The organism is Microcoleus sp. Pol11C2 (assembly GCF_036701505.1).
Taxonomy (GTDB): Bacteria; Cyanobacteriota; Cyanobacteriia; order Cyanobacteriales; family Microcoleaceae; genus Microcoleus.
Genome location: NZ_JAUBQX010000032.1, coordinates 51,620 through 68,409, shown reverse-complemented (window position 1 = coordinate 68,409; position 16,790 = coordinate 51,620). Strand labels below are relative to the sequence as shown.

Below are 16,790 nucleotides of genomic sequence, written 5' to 3'. Positions count from 1 at the left end.
GATGTCGATCGCGCCAAACTTCACCTATAAGTTCGATCGCAAAGCTATCAAAAGGACAGCGACAGTGCATTTATATTTGATCCGTCACGGCATCGCAGCCGACCCCGAAAAATATGATACAGATTTAGAACGCCCGCTGACTAAGGAGGGCGATCGTAAAACCCGGAAAATCGCCCAGCGGCTGTACGAACTCGAAATTCAGTTTGACCTGATTCTCACCAGTTCCCTACTGCGGGCGCAGCAAACCGCCCAAATCCTGCAAACAGTCGGTTTGAGTTCCCAAATAGAAGAATCCGCCACCCTTGCACCTTCAGGAGACATCGGAAACTGGCTGGAGTGGTACAAACAGTGGCAGGAAATAGGTAGCCGCAGCTTGGCCCTGGTGGGTCACCAACCAGACTTAGGCCACTGGGCAGAAACTTTGCTTTGGGCTCGATCGCAAGATGCCCTGATTCTCAAAAAAGCAGGCATCATCGGGTTAATCCTCCCTGAAACAGGCTCCCCAGTGGGCCGCAGCCAAATGTTTTGGCTAACTGCGCCCAAGTTTTTGCTGCACTAGAAACAGCGAACCGCCCCGACATTAACAGGACGCGCCAGCCCTCTTAAAACCGCATTCTGGGACGGAGAAACCGGGTTTGAGGGGCGACAATATGCAGCGGTGCGATCGGCCTGTCTGTTGAAAAACTCGGTTTCCCAAGCGCAATTAAATGATTATTTGTCAAGACTGCGACACTATCTTGGTTTCTGGTAATGTACTTTTATGTAGATTGAACTCACACAAAACGGTATCGCAATGGTCGTCGGCGAATTCAAACCAGGTTTAGAAGGTGTTCCCGCCACCTTGTCCAGCATTAGCTACGTCGATGGACAAAAAGGGTTGCTGGAATATCGCGGGATTAGCATCGAGGAACTGGCATTGAAAAGTTCCTTTCTTGAAACTTCATATTTATTGATCTGGGGTGTACTTCCGACAAAGGAAGAACTAGAAGCTTTCGAGCATGAAATTCGCTATCACCGCCGGATCAAATATCGCATCCGCGACATGATGAAATGCTTTCCAGAAAGAGGACATCCCATGGACGCCCTGCAAGCTTCAGCGGCCGCCCTGGGCTTGTTCTACTCCCGCAGAGCTCTGGCTAACCCAGCATACATTAGGGAAGCTGTAGTGCGTCTGCTAGCGAAGATTCCCACAATGGTAGCAGCGTTCCAGCAAATGCGACGGGGAAATGACCCGGTGCGGCCGAGGGATGACTTGGACTACTCGGCTAACTTTCTTTATATGCTCAACGAGCAAGAACCCGATCCCCTGTTAGCTAGAATTTTTGACACTTGTCTGACTCTCCACGCTGAACATACAATTAATGCCTCTACATTTTCGGCAATGGTAACAGCTTCGACGCTGACAGACCCTTACGGAGTGATTGCTTCAGCAGTTGGCACTTTGGCAGGGCCACTGCACGGGGGAGCTAATGAAGAAGTGATTGATATGTTGGAGCAAATTGGTTCGGTAGAAAATGTGCGGGCTTTTGTCGAGAAGAGCGTGGCAAATAAGGACAAAATCATGGGCTTCGGTCACCGAGTTTACAAGGTGAAAGATCCGAGAGCAACTATTCTTCAGAGGTTAGCGGAACAGTTGTTTGAGAACTTCGGCCACGACGATTATTACGACATTGCTATCAAGTTGGAAGAAGTGGTTGAGGAGAAATTGGGTCACAAAGGAATTTATGCAAACGTAGATTTCTATTCTGGTCTGGTTTACCGAAAAATGGGAATTCCGCTCGACTTGTTTACGCCGGTTTTTGCGATCGCCCGCGTTGCTGGCTGGCTGGCTCACTGGAAGGAACAACTAGAGGCAAACCGCATTTACCGCCCGACTCAAATATATACGGGGACTCACAGTGCCCCTTATATTGCGATCGAGGACAGACTCCCATCCTAAAGCAAAATTATCAAGCCAGATCTGAAAATGGCGAGAAGAATTGTTTTGCTTTCGTGAAGTGTTGAATTAAAAATTGCTTTCGCCTTCGGAGTCACGAAGCAATCTCTGTCTGCCACAAGCTGCCGTGCTGGGTTGCACCCCTCTTGTATGTTGTGTTGTTTGTTGGCGACAATAGTAAGAAGTGACGATTTTCAGGAACTCCGGTCCTCAGGCTTGCGGGTCTGAGGTTTTTTATTGGAATATCAAAGTTGCAGCCGATTTAGGGGCGAATTCACCAAATAGGTAAAAGTGGAGGCAGAGCCTCCGCATCTGCGTTACCAGGAAAAGCCTGGTAACGAGTAGACTAGCTAAATCTAAACAGATTGAGTTACATGATGGCGGCTGGTCAATTTATCCAATTGATTAACTAACAAACTTAGGAACAATCCCACATCGGTAACAACTCCAATAGACTCGATCGAACCCCGATCGCTCAATTTCGTCACCACCGCCGGATTAATGTCTACACACACCATCTTCACACCAGCCGGCGTCATATTTCCCACACCAATTGAGTGCAGCATAGACGACAGCATTAACACCATATCCGCACCTCGTAACAGCTCAGTATATTCTTCTTGAGCCTTAACTAAATCCATTTGCGTGTCAGGAAGTGGCCCGTCATCGCGGATCGAACCGGCAAGAGAAAACGGTATATTATGCTTCACGCACTCGTACATCACACCGTTAGTAACCAGGCCTGCTTCAACAGCTTTTGCTATACTGCCGTAACGGCGCACAGCATTAATTATTTTCAAGTGATGTCGGTGTCCACCGCGCACAGCAACACCGCGTTTCATGTCAACCCCTAAAGAAGTTCCCATATTCGATTGTTCCATGTCGTGAACTGCGATCGCATTTCCGCCCAACAACGCTTGTACGTAACCTTCGCGAATCAAATGCGCTAAATGTTCGCCACCGCCGGTGTGGATCACAACAGGCCCAGCGGTAACTACAACTTTGCCACCGCGATCGCGAATTTGGCGCAATTCCCAGGCTACTTGTTCCACCACCAATTCTACGCGGCGCTCGCTAGAAACGCTGCCGGACATAAAGCTGAATTCTTGAGAATTGCGCTGTTCCCGCGATTCTGTTTTGCGGATGGTGCGGATGCCGACCACATCAACAACGACTTTTTCTCCTACTTTTAAGTCGCGCAATAATTTGCATTTAGCCACTGGGCCATCAGCAGTTTCAGTAATAGCAACAGCACCATCCATCCGCTGATTTTGCGCTTTCACCCACTGACCGTTTACCCGCACTTCCGTGGGATAAATTGTACTCACATAAAAGTCGTCTGGACCGACACCATCTTGCACTACAGGTTCTAAAATAGCGTCGCAAATCTCTTGTGGTGGCGGGACTGCACCCAAGTCAATCAGCATTCCCATGATTTCTTCCATCACATCGTGGGAAGGAGCCGAAACTTTAACGTCCGCAGATGATGTGCTTTGCCGCTGCTCTCCTAAATTGAAATTGAGCACTTGGAAACTGCCGCCGTTTTCGATAATTAAGTCTAAAGCACGACTGATTAAACCGGCATCGAGCAGGTGGCCTTCCATGCGAATTGTGCGGCTTTCTACCATTACATTTGCCGATCGATCTTCTTGCACCGGTTCCGTTACCCGTAGCGTCAAACACTTACAGGCGCCGCCCGCTTTCAGAAATTCGGTCATCGGCGTTTCAATTACTTGAAAACCGGCCTTAGTAATGCGTGATTTTAAGGCTTCGCTAACCTTGTTCATTACCACAACTTTGTCAATATTGACGGCATTACAGGCAAAATTTGCGGCATCGGCTTCTTCAATAGCAATGCGTTTTTCCGGCGCAACTCGCATTTCGATTAAGCGGTTGGAGTAGGAGTCAAATGCTGCTGGATAGTAGAGCAAATAGCCACCTGTCAGAGGACAAAAACAGGTATCTAGGTGATAGAAACGTTCGTCAACTAAACGCAGCGAAAGCACTTCAATGTTGAGCCATTTTGCTAGTAACGGGTGCGAGTCGAGTTCGGAACGGAAGCCGTATCCTGCCCACAACCAGCGTCCTTCGCGATCGAGCAAGGCATCACCAGCGCCCTCAAACGGCAAGTCTTTCGGGAGTTCGTGCACGGTGAAACCTTTGCTTTCAAACCATGCTTTGAAATAGGGTTCTTCGCCTTGGCGTTCTTTGTGATAGAAACGGCTGAGGACGAAGGTATTGCCTAAAAGTAAGCCTGCGTTGGCGGTGAAAACCATATCCGGCCAGCCTTTTTCGGGCGGTACGAGGTCTACAACGGCGTTGTCTTTGAGGACGTGGTAAAGTTTTTCCCACTGTTCGACGGCGCGATCGCGCGATGATTTGTGCACATTTCCTTCCATCCACGGATTAATCACGTAATCCACATCGTAGTGGTCGGGAGCACACATGAGGAAGCGAATTGAGTCAGTCATAATTCAGTTAAAATGTGGTAGACGCTACAGCAGACGTATGTTGACAGAGTTTGTATAATAGCAACTGTAATATTCACTACTAATTTTAGCAGCCCAACCTCTGGAGCCTCAAAAGGCTAACTCTTGATTATATCATGTTTAAGATGAGATTACATTAAATGGCAGACCGTTGGCAAGAAATACTGGAGAAAATCTCAGGTTATGACGCACTCTAAAATAGGTTCTGAGAGACGATTAATATGAGCTCCGTTGAATTGCCCCAACTCTTACGGTCGGAGCGGGTTTAAGCTCATCTTTGGCTTATATTATAGATGGTTGGTGAACCGCCCCCTACAATAATTATGGTTAATTTACCGCACATGATTTAACAGCTTATCCTAACTTTCAAATTTTAACTTTTGCGAAATCGGCAGTTCGATCGCAAATTCTGTTCCTCGACCAACTTCTGAATGACACTCCAACTTACCGCCGTGGGTGTCTTTAACAATTTGGTAACTAATCGATAACCCCAAACCAGTGCCGCTGCCGATCGGTTTTGTAGTAAAAAACGGGTCAAACATCCTTGACTGAACTTCGGGACGGATACCGGGCCCGCTGTCAGAAATCCGCACACACACTTGATTTTCGCTGCTGACTTCAGTAACAATGCGAATCTGGTTAACTTTGCAAGTACAGTTTGCTGAGGACTCTTCCACAGCGTCGATCGCATTCACCAGCAAATTCATAAATACCTGGTTTAATTGAGCCGGATAACACTCGACTTTTGGCAGTTTGGCATAATTTTTAATGACTTGAATTTCCCCACGTTTTACCTGTGACTGCAATCGGTGCTGCAAAATCACCAAAGTGCTCTCTATCCCTTCATGAATGTCTATTACTTTGCGAGCTGTTTCGTCGAGTCTTGAAAAATTTCGCAACGACAGCACTATCTGCTTAATTCGGTTAGCACCTTCTTGCATTGAAGCCAGGATTTTGGGGAAATCCTCAGCGATAAAATCTACTTCGATGTCTGCCAATTCTTCGTCAATTTCGACAACGGGCTGGGGATAGTGTTGCTGGTATAAATATATCAATTTTACCAAATCGCGAGCGTACTGTGCGGCGGGAATAATATTGCCGTAGATGAAGTTGACGGGGTTATTAATTTCGTGAGCCACTCCCGCTACCATTTGCCCGATACTTGACATTTTTTCGGCTTGAATGAGCTGAGATTGAGCCTTTTTTAATTCTTCCAGAGTTTGTTCTAACTGTTGCGCTTTTTCTCGTTCTCGCTGTTCGCTAAATTGCAAATCTGCTTCGGCTTGTTTGCGATCGCTAATATCAATATGCGTGCCCGTCATCCGCAAAGGATTTCCCGAAGCGTCGCGTTCCATCACCTTCGCTTGAGCTAAAATCCACTTCCACTCGCCGGATTTGGTCAGCATCCTAAATTCCACTTCGTAAGTAGGATTTTTGCCTTCCAGGTGAGCATTTAGCGCTGCTTTAGCCGGAGACAAATCCTGTGGATGTACCAGTTGCTCCCAGGATGCAAAAGTATTTACTATTTCCTCTACTTCATACCCCAGCATCATTTTCCACCGCGGATTAAAATAGACTTCTCCTGTGGCAAGATTCCAATCCCACAAGCCCATGGCACTGCCTTCAAATGCCAGATAAAAACGTTCTTCGCTAATTTGCAAAGCTGCTTCTGCTTGTTTTCTATCGCTAATATCCATCACTGTTCCCAACAGTTTGATTACTTCCCCGCTTTCGCTAAAAACAGCTTCTCCCCTTCCTTCGACGTATATAATTTGAGCGCTAGGATGCAAAAATCGGAACTCTCTTTTGTAAGAAATTCCTTGTGAGATAGTCAGGCTGACTGTTTGTTGAAATAATTCTCTGTCGTCGGGATGACACATCTTTAACAGTTGGGCAGATCTCGGTTCAGTTGCGCTTGAGTCAAGACCAAAAATGCGGAATACTTCTTCTGACCAAGTAATTTTATTGGTGACTAAATCAAATTCCCAACTGCCGATATGAGCAATTTTCTGGGCGGCTGCGAGACTAGCTTCGCTTTGTTGAAGTTTAAGTCGTTGTTGTTTATCTTGTTCGAGAAGATTGGCTTGAGCTCTGGCAATTCCCATTTGTGCCGCTACAGCTTTCAATAATCTGCTCTCATCTTGCGTCCAGTGGCGGGGGCTATCGTACTGGTGCAAACATATCATTCCGTTAGCTTTTCCCTGGTAAGAAGTGCGGATGGATATCATTGACTTCAAACCTATTTGAGAACACAAATCTCTGACATTTTCTAGCAGCGGTTCGGCAAAAACATCATCAGAAACTACAGCTTGATCTTGGGATAATGTAAATTGAGCGTGAGGATTGCCATGTACAGGAATTTGTAGATCTAAAAGCGATTGGGATGCGGTTTTTCTGTACTCAGCCACATTAGATAGGCGGGGAATTGCGAGTTCTGTGTAGGTGTGAATCAAGCAGCAATCGGCATTAAAAATTCGACCTATTTGGGCGGCCGCTGTTTGAAAAACTTGATCAGGCTTTAAGCTGTAGCGAATTTCCAGAGTAATTGTTTCTAGCAGAAATCTTTGCTTGATTTGCCGTTCCAAAGCAGCTAAAGCTGTTTTAAGTTCGAGTTCTGCTTGTTTGCGAGCGCTAATTTCAGCAGCAGTTCCCAGAATTTTCCAAGGTTTGCCATCCGCGGTTCGGGAAAACACGCTCTCCCGGCTCAAAAACCAGCGATATTCACCATTCTTGTGCTGTATCCGGTATTCAAAATCAAAGCTTTCGCCATCTTTTGCTATCTCAATTTTTTTTCTTTGTTCTAAGAATGCAGGGATATCGTCAGGGTGTATTAACTTAGGAATAAATGTGGCTGCCATCTCCTGTATTTCTTCAAATGTGTAGCCAATATCGCTATAAATTTCGCGGTTTATATAGAGACTTTTATCTTCTATCAAATCGTAAACGTACAATAGATTAGGATTCGTTTTAATTACTGCCGACAGCCAGTGCTGGCTTTCTCGTAGTTGTGCTTCGATCCGCTTGCGTTCTTCTATTTCAGCTTCTAGCAGCGCATTTTTTGCTAAAAGTTCTTTAGAAAGCCGACTGAGCAGCAGTTGATTTTCTACGCGAGCCACAACTTCTTCTATTTGAAACGGTTTACTAATGTAGTCTGCCCCCCCCAACGAAAAAGCTTTGACTTTATCAAAAACTTCATTTAAAGAGCTAATAAAAATCACAGGAATATGTTTGGTTTGCGGACAAGCTTTTAGCTGTTCGCAGACTTGATAGCCATCCATACCGGGCATCATAATGTCCAGCAAAATCAAATCCGGTGGACTCGACCGAGCAAAGTTAAGAGCCAATTTGCCATCTCGTGTCGGCCGCACTTTATATCCTCGCTTAGACAAAAGCTGGGATAAAAGTCGCAAGCTTGCTGGATGGTCGTCCACCATTAAAATATTTTCTTGTAAGACAGTGTTTTGAAGTCTAAGTGTTTCTAGTCTTGGATTTTTATTGTCAGTTGTATTCACAGCAGACCCTCAAACTATTCAAGTTGTATATGTGGGAATATTTTTAAAGTCATTAACCGCTTGTAGCTAACACTCTCAGGTAAACCAGCACAACTATTGGCTCTATAGCACACTCCTAAATTATCTGTCATTGTATCAAAAGTAATGCTCGTTTGAAAATGTTGGTGGCTCAAATTATCGGAGCCGACTGAGAAAACAGCCTAGATGCCTCAAATCACAGGCTAAGCAAGGAGTTTTGATTAAAGGTCAAACTTTTTTTTACAAAGTCTATAACCCGGTTTGGACTCCCTTTATCTGGTGGCTTTGTGTCGTTTTTTTTCAGTAGATATCCTCACTGGAAAGGTTAATTAAAACAGGCAGAACATGGGTGTCAACTTAAGACTAAAGTTCTTGTTTTTTTTGGTTTGTATCCAAGTCTTGAATTCCCTAAATCCCCATTCTTAAGCAGTGCAAGGGCAGTGTAGGCATAATTGTCAAACAGTAGTCAAACAGTATACCTTTACTAATTATGAGCTTAAGTTGACACCCATGGCCACTGAAAAACCCCAACAATATCTTATATTTTATGGGCGCTTTCGGGCTGATTTATGGTATCTTTGTCTCGGTCGGCAATTCCCCACCAGCGGCGTACACGGCTTTCACGTTATACCAATTCAGAAAAATCCGAGCAATTTCTAAAGCTAGCTGGGGCTTGCCTTGGTCAATCAACCACTGCAAAAAAGGAGTCATCGTTCGCTCGTTAAGCATCCCCCCTAATGATAAAACTCCCCACAGTATTTGGTGCAAAACAGTCATTTGAATCATCATCCGTACTTCCCAACTTGGGTGTTTTTGATAAAACAAAACTCCCATTCTCCCACGCTGAATTTCTCGGTCAATCATGCCCGGAATTTGCTCTAAACTAAAAGGGGGATGCCAGTGATAACCGACAGCAGCCGGACATTTAATGAGTTTCAAACCTAATTTTTTTAACCTAACTCCCAACTCTAAATCTTCCCATCCGTACAGTTGAAACCGAGTGTCAAAAAGTCCAGCATCCAGCAGCCAGTGGCGGGCGATCGCCACATTTCCCGTAGCAAAATAAGCCGCCGAAAAATCGGTGATTTTGTAAGGTTCTGAGGTAGGATTGTCGAAATTGCAAGTATTAATCACGCTGCCGTAAGTAAAAACAGCATCAGTATCTTTGTAACCCTGTAGTAAAGCATCGGCGTGTGCTTGCAAAAAATGCTCTGTTACCACCAAATCGCTGTCAATAAAAATAATCGTATCGCCCTTAGCATCTTCAACGCCCAAATTCCGAGCCGCCGCCGGGCCTTGGTGAGATTGACAGATCGATCGCACATGAGGCAACAAGTCAGCATTTGCCACCAACCACTCCAGCGTCCCGTCCGTCGAGCCGTCGTCCACGACTATTACTTCATACTCTCTGACAATCTCACCGAACTGCTGATTTTCCAAAGCCAGTAGACATTTTGCCAAAATCGGTTTACGATTATACGTCGGAATTACAACACTAAAAAACACCGCTTTTCCCCATCGCCACAGTTACCGTATCCCACGGTAGCAGATTTTCCCCAGCAACTCCCGCGGTAAATAGCCAAGTTTATCAAAAAAAGAATATATAAATCTGTACTATTTCTGACAAGAATCGATCTCAATTAGGTGCATAATGAAAAGTCGGTTAAATCGGATATCTTGCACCATTCTCAAGAACAGGCTTTCCGGCCAGTTCCCCAAAAATGATATTTTTTTGTGGGGTGGCTATCTTGCCCGCCCTGAAAAGCTTAGTGAAAATGGTGCAAGATGTCAGTTAAATTCAGGATGTAAAGAGCAATGAGTCGCGCTAAAAAAGTTGTGCTAGCATATTCCGGCGGAGTCGATACCTCCGTCTGCATTCCTTACCTCAAAAACGAGTGGGGTGTGGAAGAGGTAATTACTCTGGCTGCGGATTTGGGACAGGGAGACGAATTAGAACCGATCCGCAAAAAAGCTTTAGCATCCGGTGCTTCGGAATCTTTAGTTATTGATGCTACCGAAGAATTTGTCAAAGACTATGCGTTTCCAGCGATTCAAGCTAACGCACTTTACGAAAACCGTTATCCCCTTTCGACTGCCCTGGCTCGCCCGCTGATAGCTAAATTGTTAGTAGAAGCTGCGGAAAAATACGGTGCAGATGCCATCGCCCACGGTTGTACAGGTAAGGGAAACGATCAGGTACGGTTCGATGTGTCGATCGGCGCACTCAACCCCAAGATTAAAATCTTAGCACCAGCGCGGGAGTGGAAAATGAGCCGCGAGGAAACCATCGCATACGGCGAGAGATGTGGCATCCCGTCGCCGGTAAAAAAGTCTTCGCCTTACAGTATCGATCGCAATTTATTGGGAATGGCAATTGAAGCCGGTATCCTCGAAGATCCTTGGGCAGAACCGCCGGAAGAGGTATATTTGATGACAAAGGCGATCGAGCAAACTCCCGACACACCCGAATACATAGAAATCGGTTTCGATTGCGGAAATCCTGTCAGTTTAAACGGCAAAGAGTTATCACCAGTCGCCTTAATTTCTCAGCTAAACGAAATAGTTGGAAATCACGGAGTCGGCAGGATTGACATGATTGAAAACCGCCTCGTCGGGATTAAATCGCGCGAAATTTACGAAACACCAGCGATTTTAGTTTTGATGCACGCGCACCGAGACTTAGAAAGTTTGACGCTGACCGCAGATGTGACGCGGTACAAGCGAGGCATCGAAGAAACCTACAGCCAAATGATTTATAACGGTCTTTGGTACAATCCTTTGAAAACAGCTTTAGACGCATTTATTCAGGACACGCAAAAGCGAGTAACTGGAACCGTGAGGCTCAAACTGTTCAAAGGAAATGCGACTATTGTCGGTCGCAAATCTGACAATTCTCTGTACAGTTTCGACTTAGCAACCTACGGCGCAGAGGATGAATTCGATCACAAAGCTGCCGAAGGATTTGTCTATGTTTGGGGACTACCAACCCGCATTTGGTCGGAGAAAAATAGAGGTTACAAATAGGAGCGAATTAGGGTTGAAAACCTGATGTTAAGCCGCCGATTCGTGGAATTAGAGTAGGGTGTGTACGGCGCACCTTATTTGCCGCAATCGCCCAACCTGTGCCAATTGCCTAAGTCCTGAGTTAGTAAGATACAGTAATAATTGGTAATTGGTAATTGGTGGTTATCCTAATAATTTGTTAAATTGTCTTCCGACAAATTTAGCGTTGAAGCAGGGGTTTAAACCCCTGCCGCATTGTGGCAGGGCGACGCCAGGATTGGTGGCTCAACGTAAAACAGCCGATCGCTAAGATTTCTGTTTTTCCACACTTCCCAAATCCAATTTAGCCCGCAACTCCTCCTTAATCCGATTTAAAATAGAATCCTCATCCAAAGAAGACAAAATCTTGCTCACCACAGCCTTTGGCCCATCATCTCCCCAAGAAGCACCATTAGCCAAATAAGCCTTAGTAACTTGACCAATTCCGTAGGAAGAAACCCCCGCGATCGCAGCTTGCGTCACCGCCACAGACAAATAAGGCCCTAAAGCCAAACCCCCCGTCGCTGGCGTCGCCAAACCCAACAATCCTTTCAACGAGCTCAAACCAAAATTAGCCAACAATTCGCCGGCCGTAATCCCGCCCATACTAATCGCAATCTTTTGCAGCAATTCCACGGCGCCCGCTTCCGTCATCGCAATGCCGTAAACTTTAGATAAAGTTAAGATCATCACCACATCAATTACCGCACCGCTAAGAATATCAACTACAGTAATTGGATTAAGTGCGATCGCCACAGCTTTAGTCATTACCCCGTTCCAGATAATTCGATTAGCCGCGTCATCTCGAATTTCCATTTTTCGCTGCACCAACTGCTCGTTAATATCCCCTGCACAGAGCATCGTATTCAGGGCAACCAAAGATTTGCCTTCCCGGTCTAAAATCTCCAAAATCTTTAATTTTAAATCTTGCACTTGTGGCAAACTGCGAGTCATTTGCACACCCATACTGCCGTCGGGACGGCGCACCGCCCTCGCCGTCAAAGGGGAAGCCGCCGCCATCACAATTTCATCGGGAGACAACAATTCTCTCACGCGATCATCTCGAATTTTATGATAAATTGCCAGCCTGTCTGCATCAGGATACTGGTCAATTTTATTAAACACTAATAACATCGGTTTTCCGGCTTCCCGCAACTGCGAAAGTGCTGCGTATTCCACCTTCGTAATGTCGCCAGCAACTACAAACAAAATCAAATCTGCTTGTTGAGCAACGCGGCGGGCTAAAAGTTCGCGAGTTTCGCCGTCAACTTCATCTATTCCCGGAGTATCGATTAATTCAACTTGCGACAAACGGTAAATAACTGGCGAAAGTCGTAGCGTAGCGGGGTGTAAGCCATCCGGTAAATTCTCATCAATACCCTCTCCGACATCCCACTGCCCGATAGTCGTAGTGCGAGTCACGCCGTGAGTCGGGCCAGTTTCAAACACATTTTGACCCAAAAGCGCGTTCAAAACCGAAGATTTTCCCCTTCCCACCATCCCAAACACAGCTATTTGCACGCAAGCGCGCTCTAGCTTGTCGAGCATTTTCTCCAACCCGCCAATTTCTGGTTCTAGTCCAGTTCGCTCTTGAACTGTCAAGTCGAGATTTTCTACTATATCTCGCAGAGCATCTTTAGCGTGGCGCAGGTTGAGTTCTGCCTGAATGTCTGCGAAGCTTAAAATTGTGTCATCTAATTCTTGATCGACATTGGAAAAATCGGAGGCTTCCGTCATTGTCACCTGGCTTGTTAAGCTTGTTTTACCTAAATTTGCAATTGATACGATACCATTCTAGCTGTTTCTGCCTGCTGCGTACAGCCCGCACCAGTTCCCAGCTTCAAAAAATCAGGATTGCAAAATTAGGAAATAACCTCACAATGTCAATGTTTAATCTGATGTAGAATCGAGGAATTGCTAAATTGCTAAAGCATCGGCATTTCTTCCTTGGATGCTTGCAACTCCATTTTGCCGTTAAGAATCCAGACATCAACAAAAGGAGTCTCTTGCACTCGAATTTCCTTGGTTTGCGTCTCGCCACCCTCCACCGTCACCTTCAATTTAACGGTGGATTCTTCAACAGGAACTTCCACCGCATCCGCGAAGGAAATCGTCAAATCTGTAGTCACGCCTGACTTGCGATAGACTTGCTGTCCGTTGACTTCTATAATGACCGTACTATTGCTGAAACCGTCGCGAAGTTTGATGGATAAACGCATATTGGTACTCGCTTGGTAATGGTAAGGGTTTAAAAAATCGGCTTGGGGACGATCGGGTACGCAGGTAAACCCGATCGCCAAAATTGCTAACAGAATTATTAAGGCTCGAACAAACAACAGACTTATCCTTAATACAGTGAGGTTTTTGTCGGTAGTGTTTTGTACAAATTCAAGACTTAGGCGATGAGTTGAAAACACTATTTGTAGTGGTAAGGTGGGCACTTCCCACCCTACAAATAGTGTTTGTGCGTCTACTAGAAATGGTAAAGCAATCTTGAGAGTAATGCAGCAATTTAAGGCTTACTTTTTGTCTGCATATCGCATTGTCTTGACTTCCATTGCTGAGATTTTGCTCAAGGTTTTGTTGACCGCATCCTCATCTCCGATTTTAGCCTGAACCTCGGCTAAACAGGAAAGGGACATCTGTGCCGAAACAGGGTCGAGAATATTGGAATCTGCAACTGCTGTCAGCAACTTAGCGCTTTCATTCAAGTTCGGAGGGCGTACAATCAGCCGGTTTTCACGATCGTCCGTGATCGTTTTAAACTCACGGCTAGCGTTGATACCCTGCACCATCCGAACATAGTTTGCCATTGGCTGTTTCGGATACTTCGCCAGAACTTCCTCAAAAGCATCGTTACCACTTTGCAAAGACTCATCATCCGAACCCAGCAAATAGAACAAAGTACCCTGTTCGTCGCCCATAAACAGAGCGGCCAGTTCTTCCTCAATTGGCGTCACAGGATAGCGAACTCGAATAGTCAGGATATCGGAGAATACCTGCGAACCGTCCATAGCCCCATAGACCGCCCGTACCTGGTAATTTCCGGGTAGATCGAAATAGAGTCCATCTTTGCCATAGCCGATATACGCGCTTTCAGGAATCACATCATCGCGGGCGATCGTACTTTCTTGCTGACCAACTAAATGATCGATTAGCGGTTCATAAACAACAACCGCGCCACTAGGCTTGCGAATCACGATTTTGACCAAGCCGTAATTCGGATGCAACCAAGTATGCACCCGGCGCCCGCCCGCAGTCGTCGTTCCCAGCATTAATTGCAGTACCACAGGCTCACCCAGCGCGAAGCTCTTTTGGTTGGTAGAGATCCTGAAAGTCAGTCCCGACTCATCGCGAATGGGATCGGCCATCACTTCCTGCCCCAGACCAGAGCCGACTGTAAAGTTGTTTCCACCCACGATAATATTGTTGCGGAACGCATGGCGGAGATGGATTACCTCCTCATTGTCGAACTGAAACGCAAACTGGCTCCAGTAGGTGGCCTCGCCACCTGGTGCTGGGTAATTAAAGGGATAGTTCATCCAAGACAGCGCCAAGGGGCGATTCGTACCAGGGGGCGTCGCCAAGGACTTTTGCCACGAGTGAAGTAAGTTAAAACTATGTCCCAGCTCGTGAACGTAGGTATAGAGCTGCAATCGCAATTTTTCGGCAGTTTCCCCGCCAATACCTTGATGAAATACGGCGCAACCTTGCCGCTGCTTCCCTTGCTGGTCAAACATGATGCCGTAGAGTCCAGGGCCGTTGTCGTGAAGTTGAGCAACTACCTGCCAAACAGCCCACTGCGGCAAATCCTGCCACAAGGTGAAGTGTTTTTGCATCGAAGCGTGCAGTTCGGAGTTGCTCCATTTAGCACCCGCACCAGCTTCATCGATATTGATAACGTTGTTCCCTGCTGTTGGGATCATCTCGATCCCAGCTTCTGCATAGGAACTGACGACGCTGAGGTTGCGCGCTGGCCCCCCCGACGGCAGCGATCCGGTGTTGTAGCTGCTGAATGCGGGAGTGACAACATCGGAAACCCGGTCTGTTTCGAGCCGCAGACTTCGGAAATAGATAGACTCGAAGACACAAGTGTAAGTTGCTCCGGCTACTCCGCCATTTGTGAAAAATTGCACCGTTGCTGGCGCCTGCGGCTGGAAGATGACCTTTCGTGCAATTGTTACCTGCACCACCGGAGATCCGGCGGCAAAGCTAAAGCTTCCGAGACCCTTGATGACGACTTGAGAAGCAGTTACCGTTATCGTCGGCGCATCGACGATAAAGGAGCCAAAATAGGTGGTCGTACCGCCGCTGATTTGGAAAAAGTCGCCGCTTAACCGCTTCATCGGTCGAGTGCGGTCTACGTCAACCCGCAGTTCGAGTTGAAAGCTGCCTAATGTACCGCGGTAGCGCCCACTGACCGGCCGTTTGGGGATGGGAATTGGCGTCGGAAATGGGATAGGTGCGATCGGTAACGGTGGGATGCTAGGTATTGGTGCAGTTTCGCCCTGGATTGGATGCGTTGGATCGCTAATTCCAGCCTCTATTGCTGCGATCGCAGCGATGTCATCGACTGACATTTCTCCAAAAGAAAAGTCACTACTGGTTAAATCGATACTTGTAGGATCTTGCTGTGACATTTTGATTTATCCTTCCATATTCTGATACTCCATATATAAGTGGCAGTGTTGGCGAGTTTACAGTCGCTTTTTCTAGTGACGCTTATTTGTGCTACACCAAAAGTAGTGCCCTCGGGGGTTCGTCTCCTCGATGCTGTCGGTAAGGCAAGGAGCTATAGCCACAGCAAGTTGACCGTTTCACTGATGCGCCCGGCCCGTGTTATGTTTATTTTTACTAAAAATTAAAATTTCTCAGCGAATAACTTGTAAGCAATGACTACCCGGAGCAAAATAGCCACGTATCCATTTCTTTTACGCATCGCAATTTTTCTGTTAATTTTGCTCTCAATCTGGTTGCCGTTAGCAGTACCAATTTACTTGTTAGTTAAAGATAGTAACCTCGCAACTATTCTCACAATGGGATTGCTGTTTGCTGAGTTTCTGTTCCTAGTGCCGCGCTGGGGAAAACAGGTTTACGGACAAACCCAATTACTCAAAAGTTACGGGTTAATCAATACGCGAAAAAACGGTTTTGAGCTTTTAATTGGATTGGCGATCGGGCTTTTGCTCACTTTCAGCTTATTTGCGGTGCAAGGGCTGTTCGGCTTAGTCGCGTGGCAAAATTATGATAATTTGCCTAGAATCATCGCAGAAGGGCTGTTAAGCGCCCTTGGAGTCGGTTTTGCGGAGGAGTTGGTATTCCGTGGCTGGTTGCTGGACGAGTTGCAGCGGGATTACAATTATAAAATATCTCTGTGGGCGAATAGCCTGGTGTTTGCCCTATCTCATTTTATCAAACCTGTAGGGGCAATGCTGGGGAGTTGGCCACAGTTTCCGGGGTTGTTGTTGCTGGGTTTGATTCTGGTTTGGGGAAAAAGATCGCGCCAAAATCGCCTCGGTTTGTCGATCGGGCTTCATGCAGGTTTAGTCTGGGGATATTACATAATTAACATCGGGCAGTTAGTGCGATATTCGGCATCGGTTCCTGACTGGGTGACAGGAGTTAACGGCAATCCGCTAGCTGGCGCAGTGGGGCTGTTGTTTTTGAGTGTCTTGGCCTTGGGAATGCGAAAAATGTCTGAACATTCCAAAGGTTTGTATTAAGGACCAAGAGTCCTTATTTCTAACAAGTTTTAGGACTAAAGTCCTCACTACCACCCAACTAATTCAGAAA

At 46.3% G+C, this 16,790-nt stretch carries 10 protein-coding genes; 4 read left to right on the top strand and 6 right to left on the bottom strand.

Annotated features, from left to right (window positions below; translation table 11 throughout):
- Positions 1 to 64: 64 nt before the first annotated feature.
- Together sixA and QUA42_RS18345 are read left to right on the top strand one after the other, a co-directional pair.
- Positions 65 to 559, top strand: a complete 495-nt coding sequence (gene sixA, locus QUA42_RS18350) for a phosphohistidine phosphatase SixA (protein WP_333138911.1) — start codon at positions 65 to 67, stop codon at positions 557 to 559.
- A 234-nt stretch (positions 560 to 793) separates the two neighbouring features.
- Positions 794 to 1,939 (top strand): citrate synthase, encoded by a 1,146-nt coding sequence (locus QUA42_RS18345; RefSeq protein WP_333138899.1) that lies wholly within the window; start codon positions 794 to 796, stop codon positions 1,937 to 1,939.
- 353 nt (positions 1,940 to 2,292) lie between these two features.
- On the opposite strand, the gene argZ is transcribed toward QUA42_RS18345, so the two are convergent.
- The 3 genes from argZ to QUA42_RS18330 all read right to left on the bottom strand — a co-directional run bounded on the left by argZ (position 2,293) and on the right by QUA42_RS18330 (position 9,461).
- The gene (gene argZ / locus QUA42_RS18340; protein ID WP_333138897.1) at positions 2,293 to 4,407 is read right to left on the bottom strand and encodes a bifunctional arginine dihydrolase/ornithine cyclodeaminase; all 2,115 of its coding nucleotides are present in this window, start codon (positions 4,405 to 4,407) and stop codon (positions 2,293 to 2,295) included.
- Between the two features lie 377 nt (positions 4,408 to 4,784).
- Complete coding sequence (locus QUA42_RS18335; RefSeq protein ID WP_333138895.1) at positions 4,785 to 7,937, bottom strand: PAS domain-containing protein; 3,153 nt, start codon at positions 7,935 to 7,937, stop codon at positions 4,785 to 4,787.
- 585 nt (positions 7,938 to 8,522) lie between these two features.
- Complete coding sequence (locus QUA42_RS18330; RefSeq protein WP_333138893.1) at positions 8,523 to 9,461, bottom strand: glycosyltransferase family A protein; 939 nt, start codon at positions 9,459 to 9,461, stop codon at positions 8,523 to 8,525.
- 309 nt (positions 9,462 to 9,770) lie between these two features.
- Between QUA42_RS18330 and QUA42_RS18325 the strand changes: the two genes are divergently transcribed.
- Entirely contained in the window at positions 9,771 to 10,979 is a 1,209-nt protein-coding gene (locus QUA42_RS18325; RefSeq protein WP_333138891.1) for an argininosuccinate synthase, read from the top strand.
- 285 nt (positions 10,980 to 11,264) lie between these two features.
- Here the strand turns inward: QUA42_RS18325 and QUA42_RS18320 are convergent, their stop codons facing one another.
- From QUA42_RS18320 to QUA42_RS18310, 3 genes are all read right to left on the bottom strand, one after another.
- Entirely contained in the window at positions 11,265 to 12,734 is a 1,470-nt protein-coding gene (locus tag QUA42_RS18320) for a GTP-binding protein (protein WP_333138889.1), read from the bottom strand.
- Between the two features lie 188 nt (positions 12,735 to 12,922).
- The gene (locus QUA42_RS18315; protein WP_333138888.1) at positions 12,923 to 13,333 is read right to left on the bottom strand and encodes a hypothetical protein; all 411 of its coding nucleotides are present in this window, start codon (positions 13,331 to 13,333) and stop codon (positions 12,923 to 12,925) included.
- Positions 13,334 to 13,516: 183 nt separating this feature from the next.
- Entirely contained in the window at positions 13,517 to 15,637 is a 2,121-nt protein-coding gene (locus QUA42_RS18310; protein WP_333138887.1) for a hypothetical protein, read from the bottom strand.
- A 252-nt stretch (positions 15,638 to 15,889) separates the two neighbouring features.
- On the opposite strand from QUA42_RS18310, the gene QUA42_RS18305 reads away from it, so the two are divergent.
- Positions 15,890 to 16,720, top strand: a complete 831-nt coding sequence (locus QUA42_RS18305; RefSeq protein ID WP_333138885.1) for a type II CAAX endopeptidase family protein — start codon at positions 15,890 to 15,892, stop codon at positions 16,718 to 16,720.
- The last annotated feature ends 70 nt before the right edge of the window (positions 16,721 to 16,790 follow it).

Excerpts from the sequence above, each read along its gene's own strand:
- QUA42_RS18345 (WP_333138899.1), top strand. The coding sequence starts at position 794 with ATGGTCGTCGGCGAATTCAAACCAGGTTTAGAAGGTGTTCCCGCCACC.
- QUA42_RS18325 (WP_333138891.1), top strand. The coding sequence starts at position 9,771 with ATGAGTCGCGCTAAAAAAGTTGTGCTAGCATATTCCGGCGGAGTCGAT.
- argZ (WP_333138897.1), bottom strand. The coding sequence starts at position 4,407 with ATGACTGACTCAATTCGCTTCCTCATGTGTGCTCCCGACCACTACGAT.
- QUA42_RS18320 (WP_333138889.1), bottom strand. The coding sequence starts at position 12,734 with ATGACGGAAGCCTCCGATTTTTCCAATGTCGATCAAGAATTAGATGAC.
- QUA42_RS18310 (WP_333138887.1), bottom strand. The coding sequence starts at position 15,637 with ATGTCACAGCAAGATCCTACAAGTATCGATTTAACCAGTAGTGACTTT.
- QUA42_RS18305 (WP_333138885.1), top strand. The coding sequence starts at position 15,890 with ATGACTACCCGGAGCAAAATAGCCACGTATCCATTTCTTTTACGCATC.